Raw genomic sequence first — 14,793 nt, forward strand, 5'->3', positions numbered from 1 at the left:
CGGGCGCCCGGGCGTCACCGGAAGCGGGTGGCAGCCCCGGCCCCGGCTCCGTCCTCGGCCCCGTCCCCGGCCCCGGTTCCGTCCTCGGCCCCGCCCCCGGTTCCGTCCTCGGTCGCGGTGGGGTGCGGACCGGGACGCTGGGGCGGGATCGCCGCGGACGGGCGGAGTTCCGCGGGCTCGATGCTGATCCTCGGCAGGAGCCGGTCGAGCCAGCCGGGCAGCCACCAGTTCGCGCCGCCGAGCAGGTGCATCAGGGCCGGGACGAGCAGGGTGCGCAGCACGAAGGCGTCCAGGGCCACGGCTGCGGCGAGCGCGATGCCGAACAGGGCGATGATCCGGTCGCCGCTCAGCACGAAGGCCAGGAAGACGCAGATCATGATGACGGCCGCGGAGTTGATCACCCGGCTGGTCTCGGCGAGGCCGACGCGGACGGCCCGCCGGTTGTCGCCGGTCTCCAGCCACTCCTCGTACATCCGGCTGACCAGGAAGACCTGGTAGTCCATGGACAGCCCGAAGAGGACCGAGACCATGATCACCGGCAGGAAGGGCTCGATCGGCCCGGCGCTGCCCAGGCCCAGCAGCTCGCTGCCCCAGCCCCACTGGAAGACCGCCACGACGACGCCGAAGGAGGAGGCCACGGCCGCCACGTTCATGGCGGCGGCCTTGACGGGGATGCCCAGGGAGCGGAAGGCCAGCAGCAGGAGCAGGCAGCCGAGGGCGATGACCACCCCGACGAACAGCGGCAGCTTCCCGACGACCACCTCGGCGAAGTCGTCGTAGCCCGCGGTGACCCCGCCGACGTACGCCTGCACGGAGCTGCCCCGCAGGGCGTCCGGGACGACCTGCTCGCGGAGCCGGTCGACGAGTGCGCTCGTGGCCCGGGACTGCGGGGCGGAGTCCGGGACGACGGTCACCACGGCCGTGTCCCCGCTGCGGTTGAGGACGGCCGGTCCGGCGGAGGCCACGCCCTCGGCGGTACGCAGTTCCCCGGCCAGGCGGTCGACGGCGAGCCGGTCCCCGGCTCCTTCGAGGCGGGCGACGACGGCCAGCGGGCCGTTGGTGCCCGGCCCGAAGCCCTCGGCCAGCAGGTCGTAGGCCTTCCTGGTGGTGGAGGTGGCCGGGTTGTTGCCCTGGTCGGAGGTGCCCAGGTGGAGGGAGAGCGTGGGCAGCGCCAGTACCAGCATGACCGCCGCGGCGAAGGCGCCGAGGAGCTTCGGGTGCCGCTCCACGAAGGCGGACCAGCGGACGGCGAAGCCGGTGGCCTCCTCGGGTTGCGGGCCTTCGGCGGCGAGTCGGCGGCGTTCGCGGCGGGACAGGGCGCGCGGCCCGATGTACGAGAGGAGGGCCGGCAGCAGGGTGACCGAGGCGGCGACCGTCAGCACGACCGTCACGGAGGCGGCGATCGCAACGCCGTTGAGGAAGTTCAGCCGCAGCACCAGCATGCCGAGGAGGGCGATGCAGACGGTGGCCCCGGCGAAGACCACGGCCCGGCCGGTGGTGGCGACGGCGCTGACGGCCGCGTCCGCGACGGGCAGGCCGCGCAGCAGGGCCTTGCGGTGGCGGGTGACGATGAACAGGGCGTAGTCGATGCCGACGCCGAGGCCGACGAGGGTGCCGAGCATCGGCGCGAAGTCGGCGACCGGCATGGCGTGCCCGAGGAGGGTGATGCCGAAGTAGGCGGTGCCGACGCTGACCAGGGCGGTGGCGATGGGCAGCAGGCTCGCCGCGAGCGAGCCGAAGGCGAGGAAGAGCACGAGCGCCGCCACGGCCACGCCGATGACCTCGGCGAGGTGGGCGGTGGGGGCCTCGGTCAGGCCCACGGCGCGGCCGCCGAGTTCGACCCGGAGGCCGTCGGCCTCGGTGGCCGGGTTCTTCGCCGCGTCGACCACGGCCCGGGCCTGGGCCCCGGGTACGGCGTCGGCCTGCCGGTCGAAGGTCACCACGGCGTAGGCGGTGCGCCCGTCGGGGCTGATCTGCGCGGCGCTCTGCGGGCCTGGCCCGTACGGGCCGGCGACCGATCCGACGCCGGGGAGCGCCGCGATGGTGTCCAGGGCGCGCGTCATGCGCTGTTCGACGTCCGGGGTGCGCACGCCCTGCGGGTACCGGCTGCCGTCCCGCCCCGCGCCGCCGTCCCGGCCCGCGCCGCCGTCCCGGCCCCCGCCGCCGTCCCGGCCCCCGCCGCCGTCCCGGCCCGCGCCGTCGGTCTGCGTCCCGGCCGGGCGGTCGGGGACCCGCCACACGACGGTGTCGGTGTCCCCGCCCTGGCCGTGGAAGCCCTGCCGCAGGAGGTCGGCCGCCTTGCCCGACTCGGTGCCCGGGACCGCGTAGTCGTTGGAGAAGGCCGCCCCGGTGGTCCCCGCGGCGGCCGCGGTCGCGCCGAGGGCGAGCAGCCAGATCAGGACGGCGAGGAGGCGGTGGCGCAGGCACCACCGCGCGATTGTTGCCAACGGACGTGCTCCCTGGGTGGTTCGGATCTTTACCGGGAGACAGCCCGTCGCAAAGACGCGTGAACGCGTGCAGACCCGGGCCGGCGGCCGGGGGATTGCCCCGGGGTGGCGGCCCTGGGTCTGCATCCTCAAGGATTCCAGCGAACCGTGATCGTCGGCCCCTTTCGTGTGCATCGTCACAGGGGCGCGGACCGGTCCGGGACCTGCGTCAGGGCTGCTCGGGCTGATCGGCCCGGTAGCCCGGGACGGAGGGCCAGCGGACGGTGAGGACCACCGCCTCCTCCTCCGCGTACCAGGAGTGGTCGACGCCGCGTCCCCACAGGACGTAGTCCCCCTGTTCGGCGAGGACCACGGTCCGTCCGGGGAACTCCAGCCGGAAGCGTCCGCTGATGAGCACCAGCAGCGCGGTGCGCCGCTCTCCCGTCGCCCAGCGCTCCCGGGCGTCGCCCTTCGGATGGACCCCCCATTTGATCTCCACGTCCTCGCTGTGGCGGGGGTCGCCGGGATCCTTGAAGTGGCCGAGGAGCCAGCCGCGGTCGGCGGCGGCGTCGGGGCCGGCCTTGCCGGTGTAGATGGTGGAGTCGTCGTTCACGCAGGTGAGGCTAATGCAGTTGTGCAGCCGGTCCGGACCCTGTCAGCTGGGCCGATGACGATGCGCGCAGACGAGCTGCTGAGGATACGGGAGCGCTACGACGCCGAGATGCGCCGCGGCGCGCAACCCGACGCCGAGGGGGCCCGGGTGGAGCGGGTGGGCGCGGTCGTGCGGCAGACGGCCCCCGGAGCCGGCGGGAACACCGTCCTGTGGTCGGACCTCGGCGAAGAGGACGCGGACGCCGAGATCGCGGCGCAGCTGGCGCACTTCGCCGGCCGCGGGGGCCCCCGCGGCTTCGAGTGGAAGCTGTACGCGCACGACCGTCCGGCCGACCTCGGGCAGCGGCTGCGGGCGGCCGGTCTCGTCCCCGAGCCGGCCGAGACGCTGATGGTGGCGCGGGCGGCCGATCTGGCGGGGCCGCCGGTGGAGCCGCCGGAGGGGATCACGCTGCGGGTGGTCACCGACGCGGCGGGGGTGGACCTCATGGAGCAGGTCCACGCGGGGGCCTTCGGCCGCAGGAGCCCGCACATCGCGGAGCAGGTCCTCAGCCTCCTCACGCACCGGCCCGGGACCATCGCCGCGGTCCTCGCGATGGCGGGCGACACCCCGGTGAGCGCAGCCCGGATGGAGATGCCGCCGGGCGCCTCCTTCGCCGGCCTCTGGGGCGGCGGCACGCTCCCGCAGTGGCGGGGCAGGGGCATCTACCGGCTGCTGGTCGCGCACCGGGCGCGCATCGCGGCCGCACGCGGCATCCCTTACCTCCAGGTGGACGCGTCCGAGGACAGCCGTCCGATCCTGGAACGCCTCGGCTTCGGCGTCCTCGGCGTGACGACCCCGTACGTGTGGACCGCTCCGTAACCGACCCGACGGGCGGTCTCGGACCCCCGCCCCCCTGTGCGCGCCACGCGCCGAACGACAAGGACCTTCCGATGGAACGCACCGGACCGCCGCTCACCGGCACCGAACGCGAGACCCTGCGCGCCTACCTCGACTTCCACCGGGCCACCCTCGCCTGGAAGTGCGAGGGCCTGACCGACGAGCAGCTGCGGCGCGCGGCGTCGCCGCCCTCGACGCTGACCCTGCTGGGCCTGGTCCGGCACATGGCGGAGGTGGAGCGGCACTGGTTCCGACGCGTCCTGGACGGCGAGGACCTGCCGCACCTGTGGTCGGACGACCACGACTTCCAGGCCGCCTACGACGCCTCCGGCTCCACCCGCGCGGAGGCGTTCGCCGCCTGGGAGGCCGAGGTGGCCGAGGCCCGCCGGGTCGAGGCCGCGGCCGCGTCCCTGGACGTGACGGCTTTCGTACCGCGCTGGGAGAGGGAGGCCTCGCTGCGGGTGGTGATGCTGCACCTCATCCACGAGTACGCCCGGCACAACGGGCACGCGGACTTCCTGCGCGAGGCGATCGACGGAACCACCGGAGCCTAGTGCGGTGACCGCCGCGCCGTGCCCGGCGAGGCCGGGCACGGGCGAGGGGCCGTGCCCGGGTCTCCCCGGGCACGGCCCCTCGCCGTCCTGTGCTGCGGGATCAGCCCTCGGTGACGCCCAGGCGCTCCAGGATGAGCTCCTTGACGCGCGCGGCGTCGGCCTGGCCGCGGGTGGTCTTCATGACCGCGCCGACCAGCGCGCCGACGGCGGCGACCTTGCCGCCGCGGATCTTGTCCGCGATGGCCGCGTTGCCCGCGATGGCCTCGTCCACGGCCGCGCCGAGCGCGCCCTCGTCGGAGACCACCTTCAGGCCGCGCTTCTCGACGACCTCGTCCGGACCGCCCTCGCCGGCGAGGACGCCTTCGAGGACCTGGCGGGCCAGCTTGTCGTTGAGTTCGCCGGCCGCGACGAGCGCCGCGACCCGGGCCACCTGGGCCGGGGTGATGGGCAGCTCGTCGACGACGACGCCCTGCTCGTTGGCGTTGCGCGCCAGCTCGCCCATCCACCACTTGCGGGCGGCCGCCGAGTCGGCGCCGGCCTCGATCGTGGCGACGATGGAGTCCACCGCGCCCGCGTTGAGGATCGACTGCATGTCGTGCTCGGTGACGCCCCAGTCCTCGCGGAGCCGGTTGCGGCGCACGCGCGGCATCTCGGGCAGGCCGCCGCGCAGTTCCTCGACCCAGGCGCGGGCCGGGGCGACGGGGACCAGGTCGGGCTCCGGGAAGTACCGGTAGTCCTCGGCGTTGTCCTTGATGCGGCCGGCCGTGGTGGAGCCGTCCTCCTCGTGGAAGTGCCGGGTCTCCTGGACGATGGAGCCGCCCGAGGTGAGCACCGCGGCGTGCCGCTGGATCTCGAAGCGGGCGGCGCGCTCGACGGAGCGCAGCGAGTTGACGTTCTTGGTCTCCGAACGGGTGCCGAAGGGCGCCTCGGGGCTGGGGCGCAGCGACAGGTTCACGTCGCAGCGCATCTGGCCCTTGTCCATGCGGGCTTCGGAGACGCCGAGCGCCTTGATGACCTCGCGCAGCTCGGCCACGTACGCCTTGGCGACCTCGGGGGCCCGCGCGCCGGCGCCCTCGATGGGCTTGGTGACGATCTCGATGAGCGGGATGCCGGCGCGGTTGTAGTCCAGCAGTGAGTGGGACGCGCCGTGGATGCGGCCGGTGGCGCCGCCGACGTGCAGCGACTTGCCGGTGTCCTCCTCCATGTGGGCGCGCTCGATCTCCACGCGGAAGATCTCGCCGTCCTCCAGCTGGACGTCCAGGAAGCCGTTGAAGGCGATGGGCTCGTCGTACTGGGAGGTCTGGAAGTTCTTCGGCATGTCCGGATAGAAGTAGTTCTTCCGGGCGAAGCGGCACCACTCGGCGATCTCGCAGTTCAGCGCGAGGCCGATCTTGATGGCGGACTCGACGCCGATCGCGTTGACGACCGGCAGGGAGCCCGGCAGGCCGAGGCAGGTCGGGCAGGTCTGCGAGTTGGGCTCGGCGCCCAGCTCGGTGGAGCAGCCGCAGAACATCTTGGTCCTGGTGCCGAGCTCGACATGGACCTCAAGGCCCATGACGGGGTCGAACGAGGCGAGAGCGTCCTCGTACGACATCAGTTCGGTGAAGGTGGTCACGGTGAAACTTTTCCCTCTCAGCCCAGCAGGACGTCGTCGTCGCCCAGGCGCTTCAGCTCGCGGTACAGGATCGCGAGGCCGGTGACGATGGCGGCGGCGGACACGGCGGCGTCGACCAGCTTCAGCATGTCGTTCTCGCTGCGGGCCTTCCTGACCTGCTTGATCACGCTGATGGCGCCGAAGGCGGTGGTGCCGATCGACAGGTAGGTGCCGGTCTTGGACTTCTTGAAGCCCTTGGCCTTGGACAGTGCACTGGTGCTCACAGCGACGGTGCCTCCTCAAGCAGCGGGTGACCCCAGCGGGCGACGAAGGCGGCCTCGACGGCCGCGCCGACCTTGTACAGCCGGTCGTCCTTCATCGCCGGGGCGATGATCTGCAGTCCGACCGGCAGACCGTCCTCCGGGGCCAGGCCGCAGGGGAGCGACATGGCGGAGTTGCCGGCCAGGTTGGTCGGGATGGTGCACAGGTCCGCGAGGTACATCGCCAGCGGGTCGTCGGTGCGCTCACCGATCGGGAAGGCGGTGGTCGGGGTCGTCGGGGAGACGATCACGTCTACCTGCTCGAAGGACTTCTCGAAGTCTTTCGTGATGAGCGTGCGGACCTTCTGGGCGGAGCCGTAGTACGCGTCGTAGTAGCCGGAGCTGAGCGCGTACGTGCCGAGGATGACGCGGCGCTTGACCTCGTCGCCGAAGCCGGCTTCGCGGGTCAGTGCGGTGACGTCCTCGGCGGACCTGGTGCCGTCGTCGCCGACGCGCAGGCCGTAGCGCATGGCGTCGAAACGGGCCAGGTTGGAGGAGCACTCGGACGGCGCGATCAGGTAGTACGCGGCCATCGCGAGGTCGAAGGAGGGGCAGTCCAGCTCGACGATCTCGGCGCCGAGCTCCTTGAGGAGCTCCACGGACTCGTTGAAGCGCTGGACGACGCCGGCCTGGTAGCCCTCGCCGGCGAACTGCTTGACCACACCGATGCGCATGCCGGCGACGGAGCCGTTGCGGGCGGCCTCGACGACCGGCGGGACCGGGGCGTCGATGGAGGTGGAGTCGAGCGGGTCGTGGCCGGCGATGACCTCGTGCAGCAGCGCCGCGTCCAGGACCGTGCGGGCGCAGGGCCCGCCCTGGTCGAGGGAGGAGGAGAAGGCGACCATGCCGTAGCGGGAGACGCCGCCGTAGGTGGGCTTGACGCCGACGGTGCCGGTGACGGCGGCGGGCTGGCGGATGGAGCCGCCGGTGTCCGTGCCGATGGCGAGGGGCGCCTGGTACGCGGCCAGCGCGGCCGCGGAGCCGCCGCCGGAGCCGCCGGGAATCCGGGTGAGGTCCCAGGGGTTGCCGGTGGGGCCGTAGGCGCTGTTCTCGGTGGAGGACCCCATGGCGAACTCGTCCATGTTGGTCTTGCCGAGGATGACGACGTCGGCTTCCTTGAGGCGGCGCGTCAGCGTGGCGTCGTAGGGCGGGATCCAGCCTTCGAGGATCTTCGAGCCCACGGTGGTCGGGATGCCGACGGTGGTGAAGATGTCCTTGAGGGCGAGCGGTACGCCGGCCAGCGGGCCGAGCTTCTCGCCGGCCGCGCGCTTGGCGTCGACGGCGCGGGCCTGGGCCAGCGCCCCGTCGCGGTCGACGTGCAGGAAGGCGTGGACCTTCTCGTCGGTCGCGTCGATGCGGGCCAGGTGGGCCTCGGTGACCTCGACGGCCGTCAGCTCGCCGGAGGCGATCTTCTCGGCGGTCTCGGCGGCCGTGAGCTTGATGATGTGGGTGTCAGCCATGGTGGTTAGTCCTCCCCCAGGATCTGCGGCACCTTGAATCGCTGCTGCTCCTGGGCGGGAGCGCCGGAGAGCGCCTGCTCGGGGGTGAGCGAGGGACGGACCTCGTCGGCGCGCATGACGTTCGTCAGCGGCAGCGGGTGGGAGGTCGGCGGGACGTCTTGGTCGGCGACCTCGGAGACACGGGCGACCGCGCCGATGATGTCGCCGAGCTGTCCGGCGAAGTGATCCAGCTCGTTGCTGGACAGCTCAAGGCGCGCCAGCCGAGCGAGGTGGACGACCTCCTCGCGCGTAATGCCAGGCATGCAGCGATCCTCTGGGGTGGGTGGACGTGTGGTTTCGGGCCCAATCCTAGGGGGACGGGCGCCCCACCCGTGAAACGGTTTGCCGTGACGGCGGCGCGCGGCGGCGGGGCTCCCGCCGGGGCGGTCCGGCGGAGCCCTCCCGGGCGGCCCGGCGGAGCCCTCGCGCGGGGCCCGTCAGACGGCGTCGGCCTCGGCCGCCGCCAGTTCGGCGGTGATGTCCGCCGGGCGGCGCCAGCCGCGTTCGCCGCGGGCCAGCAGCCAGGCGGTGGCCTCCTGCGGCGGCATCGCGGCGGCGACCAGCCAGCCCTGTACGGCGTCGCAGCCCAGGTCGCGCAGGCGCTCCCAGGTCTCGTCGTCCTCGACGCCCTCCGCCACGACCAGCAGTCCCAGCGAGTGGGCGAGGTCCACCGTGCAGCGGACGATCTCCGCGTCCTGGGCGTCGACCGCGAGGCGGCCGACGAAGGACCGGTCGATCTTCAGCTCGCTGACCGGCAGGCGGCGCAAGTGGACCAGGGAGGAGTAGCCGGTGCCGAAGTCGTCCAGGGACATCTTCACGCCGTGTCCGGTGAGGCCGGCCATGGTGTCGGCCGCCCGCTGCGGGTCCTCCAGGAGCACGTGTTCGGTGATCTCCAGCTGGAGGCCGCTCGCCGGCACCCCGTGCCGGGCCAGCCGGGCGGCCACCGCGCCGGCGAAACCGGGGGTGTGGACGTCGCGCGGTGAGACGTTGACGGCGACGGGGACCTTCAGGCCCTGGGCCCGCCACCGCGCGACCTGGGCGAGGGCGGTCTCCAGGACGTACTCGGTCAGGTGGGGCATCAGCCCGGAGGTCTCGGCGATGGCGATGAACTCGTCCGGCGGCACCCGGCCGCGCTCCGGGTGGACCCAGCGCACCAGCGCCTCCAGCCCGGCGACCTGGCCGTCGAAGCGCACCTTGGGCTGGTAGTGGAGCTCCACTTCGCCGGCGTCCAGGGCCCGGCGGAGGTCGCCGAGGAGGCCGAGCCGGTCGGGGGTGTTGCTGTCCCGCTTGGACTCGTACACCTCCACGCCGGTGCGGTCCCGTTTGGCCTGGTACATCGCCACGTCGGCGCGGCGCAGCAGCCCCTCCGCGTCGAGGGCGTGGTCGGGGAAGACGGCGAGGCCCGCGCTGGCCTCCAGGACGAGGGTCAGCCCGTCCAGGTCCAGCGGGGAGCTGAGTTCCGCGACGAGGTGGCGGGCGACCCGCTGGGCGCTGGTGGTGGAGTCGGCGACGGGGAGCAGGACGGCGAACTCGTCGCCGCCGAGCCGGGCCGCCTCGGCGTCCGGGGGCAGGGCCTGGCGCAGCCGGTCGGCGATCTGGAGCAGCAGCCGGTCGCCGGCGAGGTGGCCCAGGGTGTCGTTGACGGCCCGGAAGCGGTCCAGGTCGATGAGTACGAGGGCGGAGCGGGTGCCGGAGCGTTCGGCCTCGTCCAGGGCGCTCCAGGCCCGTTCCAGCAGCCACTGCCGGTTCGGCAGCCCGGTCAGCGGGTCGCGCAGCTGCTCCTCGGCGCGGGCGCGGGCGATCCACAGGGTGGAGTCCAGTGCGATCAGCGGTACGGCGAACAGCGGCAGCAGGACGGGCTGGGCGACGGCGACCACGCAGATCAGGGGGGCGATGCCGAGCAGGGCGACGGCCACCAGGGCCTGCCGGAGCAGGGCCGTACGGGCCACGGTGGGCAGGCCGCTGCCGCGCGCGGACGTCGCCAGCCACAGCAGGGCGCGGGTGACGAGCAGGTAGGCCACGGCCACCAGGACGATCTCGGGGACGGCTGCAAGGCTCCAGCCTGCGGGTCGCCAGGGGTCCTCGACGGTCGGCGCCTGCCCGAAGGCGGCGAGGACGAGGGCGCCCGCGCCGATGCCGAGGATGTCGACGGAGCCGTGCAGCAGCCCCTGCCGCCAGCGGTGCCTGCGCGCGGCGCCGACGAGGGAGACCACGGCCAGCGAGACGAGCCCGGCGGGCACCCATCCGTAGAGGAGCAGGACGCCGAGGGTCAAGGTGGTGCCCGATCCGGTGCCGCCCCACCAGCGGTCGCGGCCGAGCGCGACGAGGTGGCCGACGATGACCCCGGTGAGGAGGGCGAGTGCCCAGCCCACCGACCCGCCGGGGAACAGGGCATGACGGTCCATCAGTGCGGCGGCGATGCCCGCGGCGAGCACGGCGACGGCCAGGCCCACGAGGACGAAGGGCAGCGCGGTGGGGCGCTTTGCCCCGCCCGCGCCGGGTGCGGTCGGCCCGGCCTGCGGGGTCCTGGCACCCGGGAGGGCGAACGGGCCCGTCCGCAGGGGCGGGGGTTTCCCGCCGAACTCGGGTGACGGGTCGGCGCTTTCGGTGGGTTTCATGCCCGTCCCTCTCAGAGCCGGCGATGCCGTGTCACGCGATGGCCCCGGTGTCATGCCCTCACGGCTGGAATCGCACCACGCAGCCGTGCACGACGGGCGCACCCCTCAACAGTAGGACGCAGGAGGGTCCCAGGGGCAGCGGTCGGCGGCGGTTGCCCGAATGCGACCCGGCCATCCTCATCAGTACGGTATCCGCCGAACGGGTGAGTCCGGACCAGGACCCCGCTGTCACCCGACCGATGATCCGACAGGTCACCGCCCTGCGACCAGCCCTGTACCAGCCGTTTACCACCGGCCACCGCGCCTGGCGTGCGCCCGCCCGTACGGCCGCACGCCACGCATCCGTTCACCCCGGCCGCTCCTGCGCAGGGCTTCCCCTCGCGGGGCTACTACTCCCCCGCGGGTGCACCGTCCACCGGAAGCGCCGCCTCGCGCGCCGCGTCCGGCCCCTCTTCGAGCAGCACGGCGAAACCGGCGTCGTCGAGGACGGCGAGCTTCAGCTGCACCGCCTTGTCGTACTTGGACCCGGGGTTGTCGCCCACCACGACGAAGGAGGTCTTCTTCGACACGGAGCCGGTGACCTTGGCCCCGCGGCTCTGCAGGGCCTCCTTGGCCCCGTCCCGGGTGTGGTTCTGCAGGGTGCCGGTGACGACGACGGTCAGGCCCTCCAGGGGCCGCGGCCCCTGGTCCTCGGCGGAGCCCTCCTCCTCCATCCGGACGCCCGCCTCCCGCCACTTGCGCAGGATCTCCTCGTGCCACGGCTCGGCGAACCACTCCTTGAGGGAGGCCGCGATGATGGCGCCGACCCCGTCGGTGGCCGTCAGCTCCTCCTCGGTGGCGTTGCGGATCGCGTCGATCGAACGGAACTCGCGGGCCAGGGCCTCGGCCGCGACCGGGCCGACATGGCGGATCGACAGCCCGTTGACGATGCGGGCGAGCGGGCGCTCCTTGGCGGCGGCGATGTTCTCCAGCATGGCGAGGGCGTTCTTCTTCGGCTCGCCCTTCTGGTTGGCGAAGACCGTGACGATCTTCTCCTCGCCCGTCTTCGGGTCCCGCTTGGGCAGCCCGCTGTCCGGGTCCAGGACGTACGCCTTGATGGGCAGCAGGTCCTCGATGGTCAGGTTGAACAGGTCGCCCTCGTCGAGGAGCGGCGGCCGGGCGGGCTCCAGCGGGGCGGTCAGGGCGGCCGCAGCCACCATGCCGAAGTTCTCGATGTCCAGGCTCTGCCGACCGCCGAGGTAGAAGAGGCGCTCGCGCAACTGGGCGGGGCAGGTCTGCGCGTTGGGGCACCGGACGTCGATGTCCCCCTCCTTCATGGGCCGCAGCGCCGTCCCGCACGCGGGGCACTCGGACGGCATCGCGAAGGGCCGCTCGGTGCCGTCCCGCAGGTCCACGACGGGGCCGAGGATCTCGGGGATGACGTCGCCGGCCTTGCGCAGGACGACGGTGTCCCCGATGAGGACGCCCTTGGCCTTGACGACCTCCTGGTTGTGCAGCGTCGCGAACTCGACCTCGGATCCGGCCACGGTCACCGGCTCCACCTGGGCGTACGGGGTCACCCGCCCGGTGCGCCCGACGCCGACCTTGATGTCGATGAGCTTGGTGTTGACCTCTTCGGGGGCGTACTTCCAGGCGATGGCCCAGCGCGGGGCGCGGGCGGTGGAGCCGAGCCGGCCCTGGAGGGAGACCTCGTCGAGCTTGACGACCACGCCGTCGATCTCGTGCTCCACCGAGTGGCGGTTCTCGCCGAAGTGGGAGATGAACGCGCGGACCTCGTCGAGGGTGGAGAGCACCTTGTTGTGCCGGGCGGTGGGCAGGCCCCACTCGTGCAGGAGCTCGTACGCCTGGGACTGGCGGTCGATGTCGAAGCCCTCACGGGCGCCGATGCCGTGGACGACCATGTGCAGCGGTCGGCTCGCGGTGACCTTCGGGTCCTTCTGGCGCAGCGAACCGGCCGCCGCGTTGCGCGGGTTGGCGAAGGGCTTGCCCTCGGCCTCGACGAGGCGGGCGTTGAGCTCCTCGAAGGCTTCCATCGGGAAGTACACCTCGCCGCGGATCTCGACGAGCGCCGGAATCCGGTCCCCCCGGAGCCGGTCCGGGATCTCGGCGATCGTGCGGACGTTGGGCGTGATGTCCTCACCGGTGCGGCCGTCGCCGCGGGTGGCGGCGCGGGTCAGGCGCCCGTTCTCGTAGGTGAGGTTGACGGCGAGGCCGTCCACCTTGAGCTCGCACAGGTAGTGGTAGTCGGAGGTGTTGACGTCACGGGCCACCCGCTCGGCCCAGGCGGCGAGTTCCTCGTCGTCGAAGGCGTTGTCGAGGGAGAGCATCCGCTCGCGGTGCACGACGGCGGCGAAGTCCGTCGCATACGCCCCGGCCACCTTCTGGGTGGGCGAGTCGGGCGTGCGCAGTTGCGGGTACTGCTCCTCCAGCGCCTCCAGCGAGCGCAGCAGCATGTCGAACTCGGCGTCGCTGACGACCGGCTGGTCGTTCACGTAGTACCGGAAGCGGTGCTCCTCGACCTGCTCGGCCACGAGCGCGTGCTGCTCGCGCACCGCCGCCGGTACTGCCGTGTCCTGCTGTTCGGCTGCCATGCCGTGTCCTCCCGTGGCCCGTCCCGACCGTCACTCAGGGTTGTCGGCGAGCGACCTCGCCGCCCTGACGCAGTGCGCCTGCACCGCGCGGGCATAAGCGGGCGAAGCACCCGCCAGACCGCACGACGGGGTGACCACGACGGACTCCGCCAGAGTCCCCGGGGCCAGCCCCAGCCTGCGCCAGAGCTTCCTGACACCCATGACGCTACCGGCAGGGTCCGACAACGGGCCGTCGGTGCCGGGCACCACTCCGGCGAAGAGTTTCGTGCCGCCCTCGACGGCTTCGCCGACGGCGTCGTCCTCGCGCTCGGTGAGCAGCGAAAAATCGAACGAGATGCCCGAGGCCCCGGCCCTGCGCAGCAGACCGAAGGGCACCTCGGGCGCGCAGGAGTGCACGACGACCTCTCCGTCGTGGACGGCGAAGAGCTCGCGGAGGGTGCCTTCCACCACCTGCCGGTCCACGGCGCGGTAGGTGCGGTAGCCGCTGGCGGACCGGACCCGGCCCAGCAGGACGGCGGTCAGCGAGGGCTCGTCGAACTGGAGGACCACCTCGGCGCCGGGGATCCGCCTGCGGACGTCGGCCAGGTGCCCGCGCAGCCCTTCGGCGAGCGAGCCGGCCAGGTCCCGGCAGGCGCCCGGGTCCTGCAGCACCGCCTCGCCGCCGTGCAGCTCCAGGGCGGCGGCCAGCGTCCACGGGCCGACGGCCTGCACCTTGAGGCGGCCCGTGTAGCCCTGGGTGAACTCCTCCAGGGCGTCCAGGTCCTCACCGAGCCAGGACCGGGCCCGGCGGGTGTCGCGTCCGGGGCGGTCGCTGATCCGCCAGCCGCTGGGCTCGACGTGGGCGTACATCTCGACCAGCAGTCCGAGGGAGCGGCCGATCATGTCGGCCCCTGGCCCCCGGGCGGGCAGCTCGGCCAGGTACGGGAACTCCTCGAAGGACCCGGTCACGGTCTTGGCCGCCTCCCGGGCGTCGCCGCCGGGCAGCGAGCCGATCGCGGTGGCTCCCGTGCTCATCGGCCGGGCCTGACGCTCAGGTCGTTGACCTCGGCGTCGCGGGGCAGGTCCACGGCCATGACGACCGTGGTGGCCACCGACTCGGGGTCGATCCACTGCGCGGGGTCGTACTCCCTGCCCTCCTGGGAGTGCACCTTGGCCTGCATGGGGCTGGCGGTGCGGCCCGGGTACACGGAGGTGACGCGGATCCCGTGCGGCTTCTCCTCGGCGCGCAGCGCGTCGGCGAGGGCCTTCAGCCCGTGCTTGGAGGCGGCGTACGCGCTCCAGTCGGCGTGGGCCTGGAGACCGGCGCCGGAGTTCACGAAGACCACGGTGGCCCGCGAGGCCCGCAGGGTGGGCAGCAGCAGGCGGGTGACCTCGGCGGGGGCGATCAGGTTCACGTTGAGCTGCTGGTGCCAGGTCTTGGGGCGCAGCTCGCCGACGGGTCCGAGGTCGACGATCCCTGCGATGTGCAGGAGCGAGTCGATGCGCTCGGGGACCGGCTGCTTCGAGAAGGCCCACGAGAGCCGGTCGGGGTCGGCGAGGTCGCCGACGAGCGTGCGGGCGCCGGGGTAGCGCTCGACGAGCTGCCGGGCGCGGCCGGCGTCGCGGGCCAGGAGGACGAGGTCGTCGCCGCGGGCGTGCAGGCGGGCCGCGACGGCCGCCCCGATGCCGGAACCGGCACCGGTGATCAGGTGAGTAGCCATGG

Annotated in this window: 12 protein-coding genes; 2 read left to right on the plus strand and 10 right to left on the minus strand. The window is 73.1% G+C overall.

Features of this window, described 5'->3' with window-relative positions; all coding sequences use genetic code 11:
• Positions 1 to 14 precede the first annotated feature (14 nt).
• Positions 15 to 2,447 (minus strand): MMPL family transporter, encoded by a 2,433-nt coding sequence (locus tag ACLJTM_RS03105; protein WP_411101753.1) that lies wholly within the window; start codon positions 2,445 to 2,447, stop codon positions 15 to 17.
• Between the two features lie 208 nt (positions 2,448 to 2,655).
• On the minus strand, positions 2,656 to 3,039 hold the full coding sequence (locus ACLJTM_RS03110; RefSeq protein WP_411101754.1) for a signal peptidase I: 384 nt from the start codon (positions 3,037 to 3,039) through the stop codon (positions 2,656 to 2,658).
• Between the two features lie 60 nt (positions 3,040 to 3,099).
• Between ACLJTM_RS03110 and ACLJTM_RS03115 the strand changes: the two genes are divergently transcribed.
• Together ACLJTM_RS03115 and ACLJTM_RS03120 are read left to right on the plus strand one after the other, a co-directional pair.
• Complete coding sequence (locus ACLJTM_RS03115) at positions 3,100 to 3,897, plus strand: GNAT family N-acetyltransferase (RefSeq protein WP_411102262.1); 798 nt, start codon at positions 3,100 to 3,102, stop codon at positions 3,895 to 3,897.
• 71 nt (positions 3,898 to 3,968) lie between these two features.
• The gene (locus ACLJTM_RS03120; protein WP_411101755.1) at positions 3,969 to 4,469 is read left to right on the plus strand and encodes a DinB family protein; all 501 of its coding nucleotides are present in this window, start codon (positions 3,969 to 3,971) and stop codon (positions 4,467 to 4,469) included.
• Positions 4,470 to 4,569: 100 nt separating this feature from the next.
• Here ACLJTM_RS03120 and gatB read toward each other — a convergent pair whose 3' ends face one another.
• From gatB to ACLJTM_RS03160, 8 genes are all read right to left on the minus strand, one after another.
• Entirely contained in the window at positions 4,570 to 6,063 is a 1,494-nt protein-coding gene (gatB, locus tag ACLJTM_RS03125) for an Asp-tRNA(Asn)/Glu-tRNA(Gln) amidotransferase subunit GatB (protein WP_411102263.1), read from the minus strand.
• A gap of 38 nt (positions 6,064 to 6,101) precedes the next feature.
• Positions 6,102 to 6,347, minus strand: a complete 246-nt coding sequence (locus tag ACLJTM_RS03130) for a hypothetical protein (protein WP_030708351.1) — start codon at positions 6,345 to 6,347, stop codon at positions 6,102 to 6,104.
• Positions 6,344 to 7,843: an Asp-tRNA(Asn)/Glu-tRNA(Gln) amidotransferase subunit GatA gene (gene gatA, locus ACLJTM_RS03135; RefSeq protein WP_411101756.1), complete on the minus strand. Its 1,500-nt coding sequence runs from the start codon at positions 7,841 to 7,843 to the stop codon at positions 6,344 to 6,346. The genes ACLJTM_RS03130 and gatA overlap by 4 nt, the downstream gene beginning before the upstream one ends.
• A gap of 5 nt (positions 7,844 to 7,848) precedes the next feature.
• Positions 7,849 to 8,145, minus strand: coding sequence for an Asp-tRNA(Asn)/Glu-tRNA(Gln) amidotransferase subunit GatC (gene gatC / locus ACLJTM_RS03140; protein ID WP_030010586.1), 297 nt, complete (start codon positions 8,143 to 8,145; stop codon positions 7,849 to 7,851).
• Between the two features lie 174 nt (positions 8,146 to 8,319).
• Positions 8,320 to 10,500: a putative bifunctional diguanylate cyclase/phosphodiesterase gene (locus ACLJTM_RS03145; protein WP_411101757.1), complete on the minus strand. Its 2,181-nt coding sequence runs from the start codon at positions 10,498 to 10,500 to the stop codon at positions 8,320 to 8,322.
• 389 nt (positions 10,501 to 10,889) lie between these two features.
• On the minus strand, positions 10,890 to 13,091 hold the full coding sequence (gene ligA / locus ACLJTM_RS03150) for an NAD-dependent DNA ligase LigA (protein WP_411101758.1): 2,202 nt from the start codon (positions 13,089 to 13,091) through the stop codon (positions 10,890 to 10,892).
• 30 nt (positions 13,092 to 13,121) lie between these two features.
• A complete protein-coding gene (locus tag ACLJTM_RS03155; protein ID WP_411101759.1) occupies positions 13,122 to 14,105 on the minus strand; it encodes a methionine synthase in 984 nt (327 codons plus the stop codon).
• The gene (locus tag ACLJTM_RS03160; RefSeq protein WP_411101760.1) at positions 14,102 to 14,791 is read right to left on the minus strand and encodes an SDR family oxidoreductase; all 690 of its coding nucleotides are present in this window, start codon (positions 14,789 to 14,791) and stop codon (positions 14,102 to 14,104) included. Before ACLJTM_RS03160 ends, ACLJTM_RS03155 begins: the two co-directional genes overlap by 4 nt.
• Positions 14,792 to 14,793 lie beyond the last annotated feature (2 nt).

This window comes from Streptomyces sp. cmx-4-9, assembly GCF_046548835.1.
Classification (GTDB): domain Bacteria; phylum Actinomycetota; class Actinomycetes; order Streptomycetales; family Streptomycetaceae; genus Streptomyces.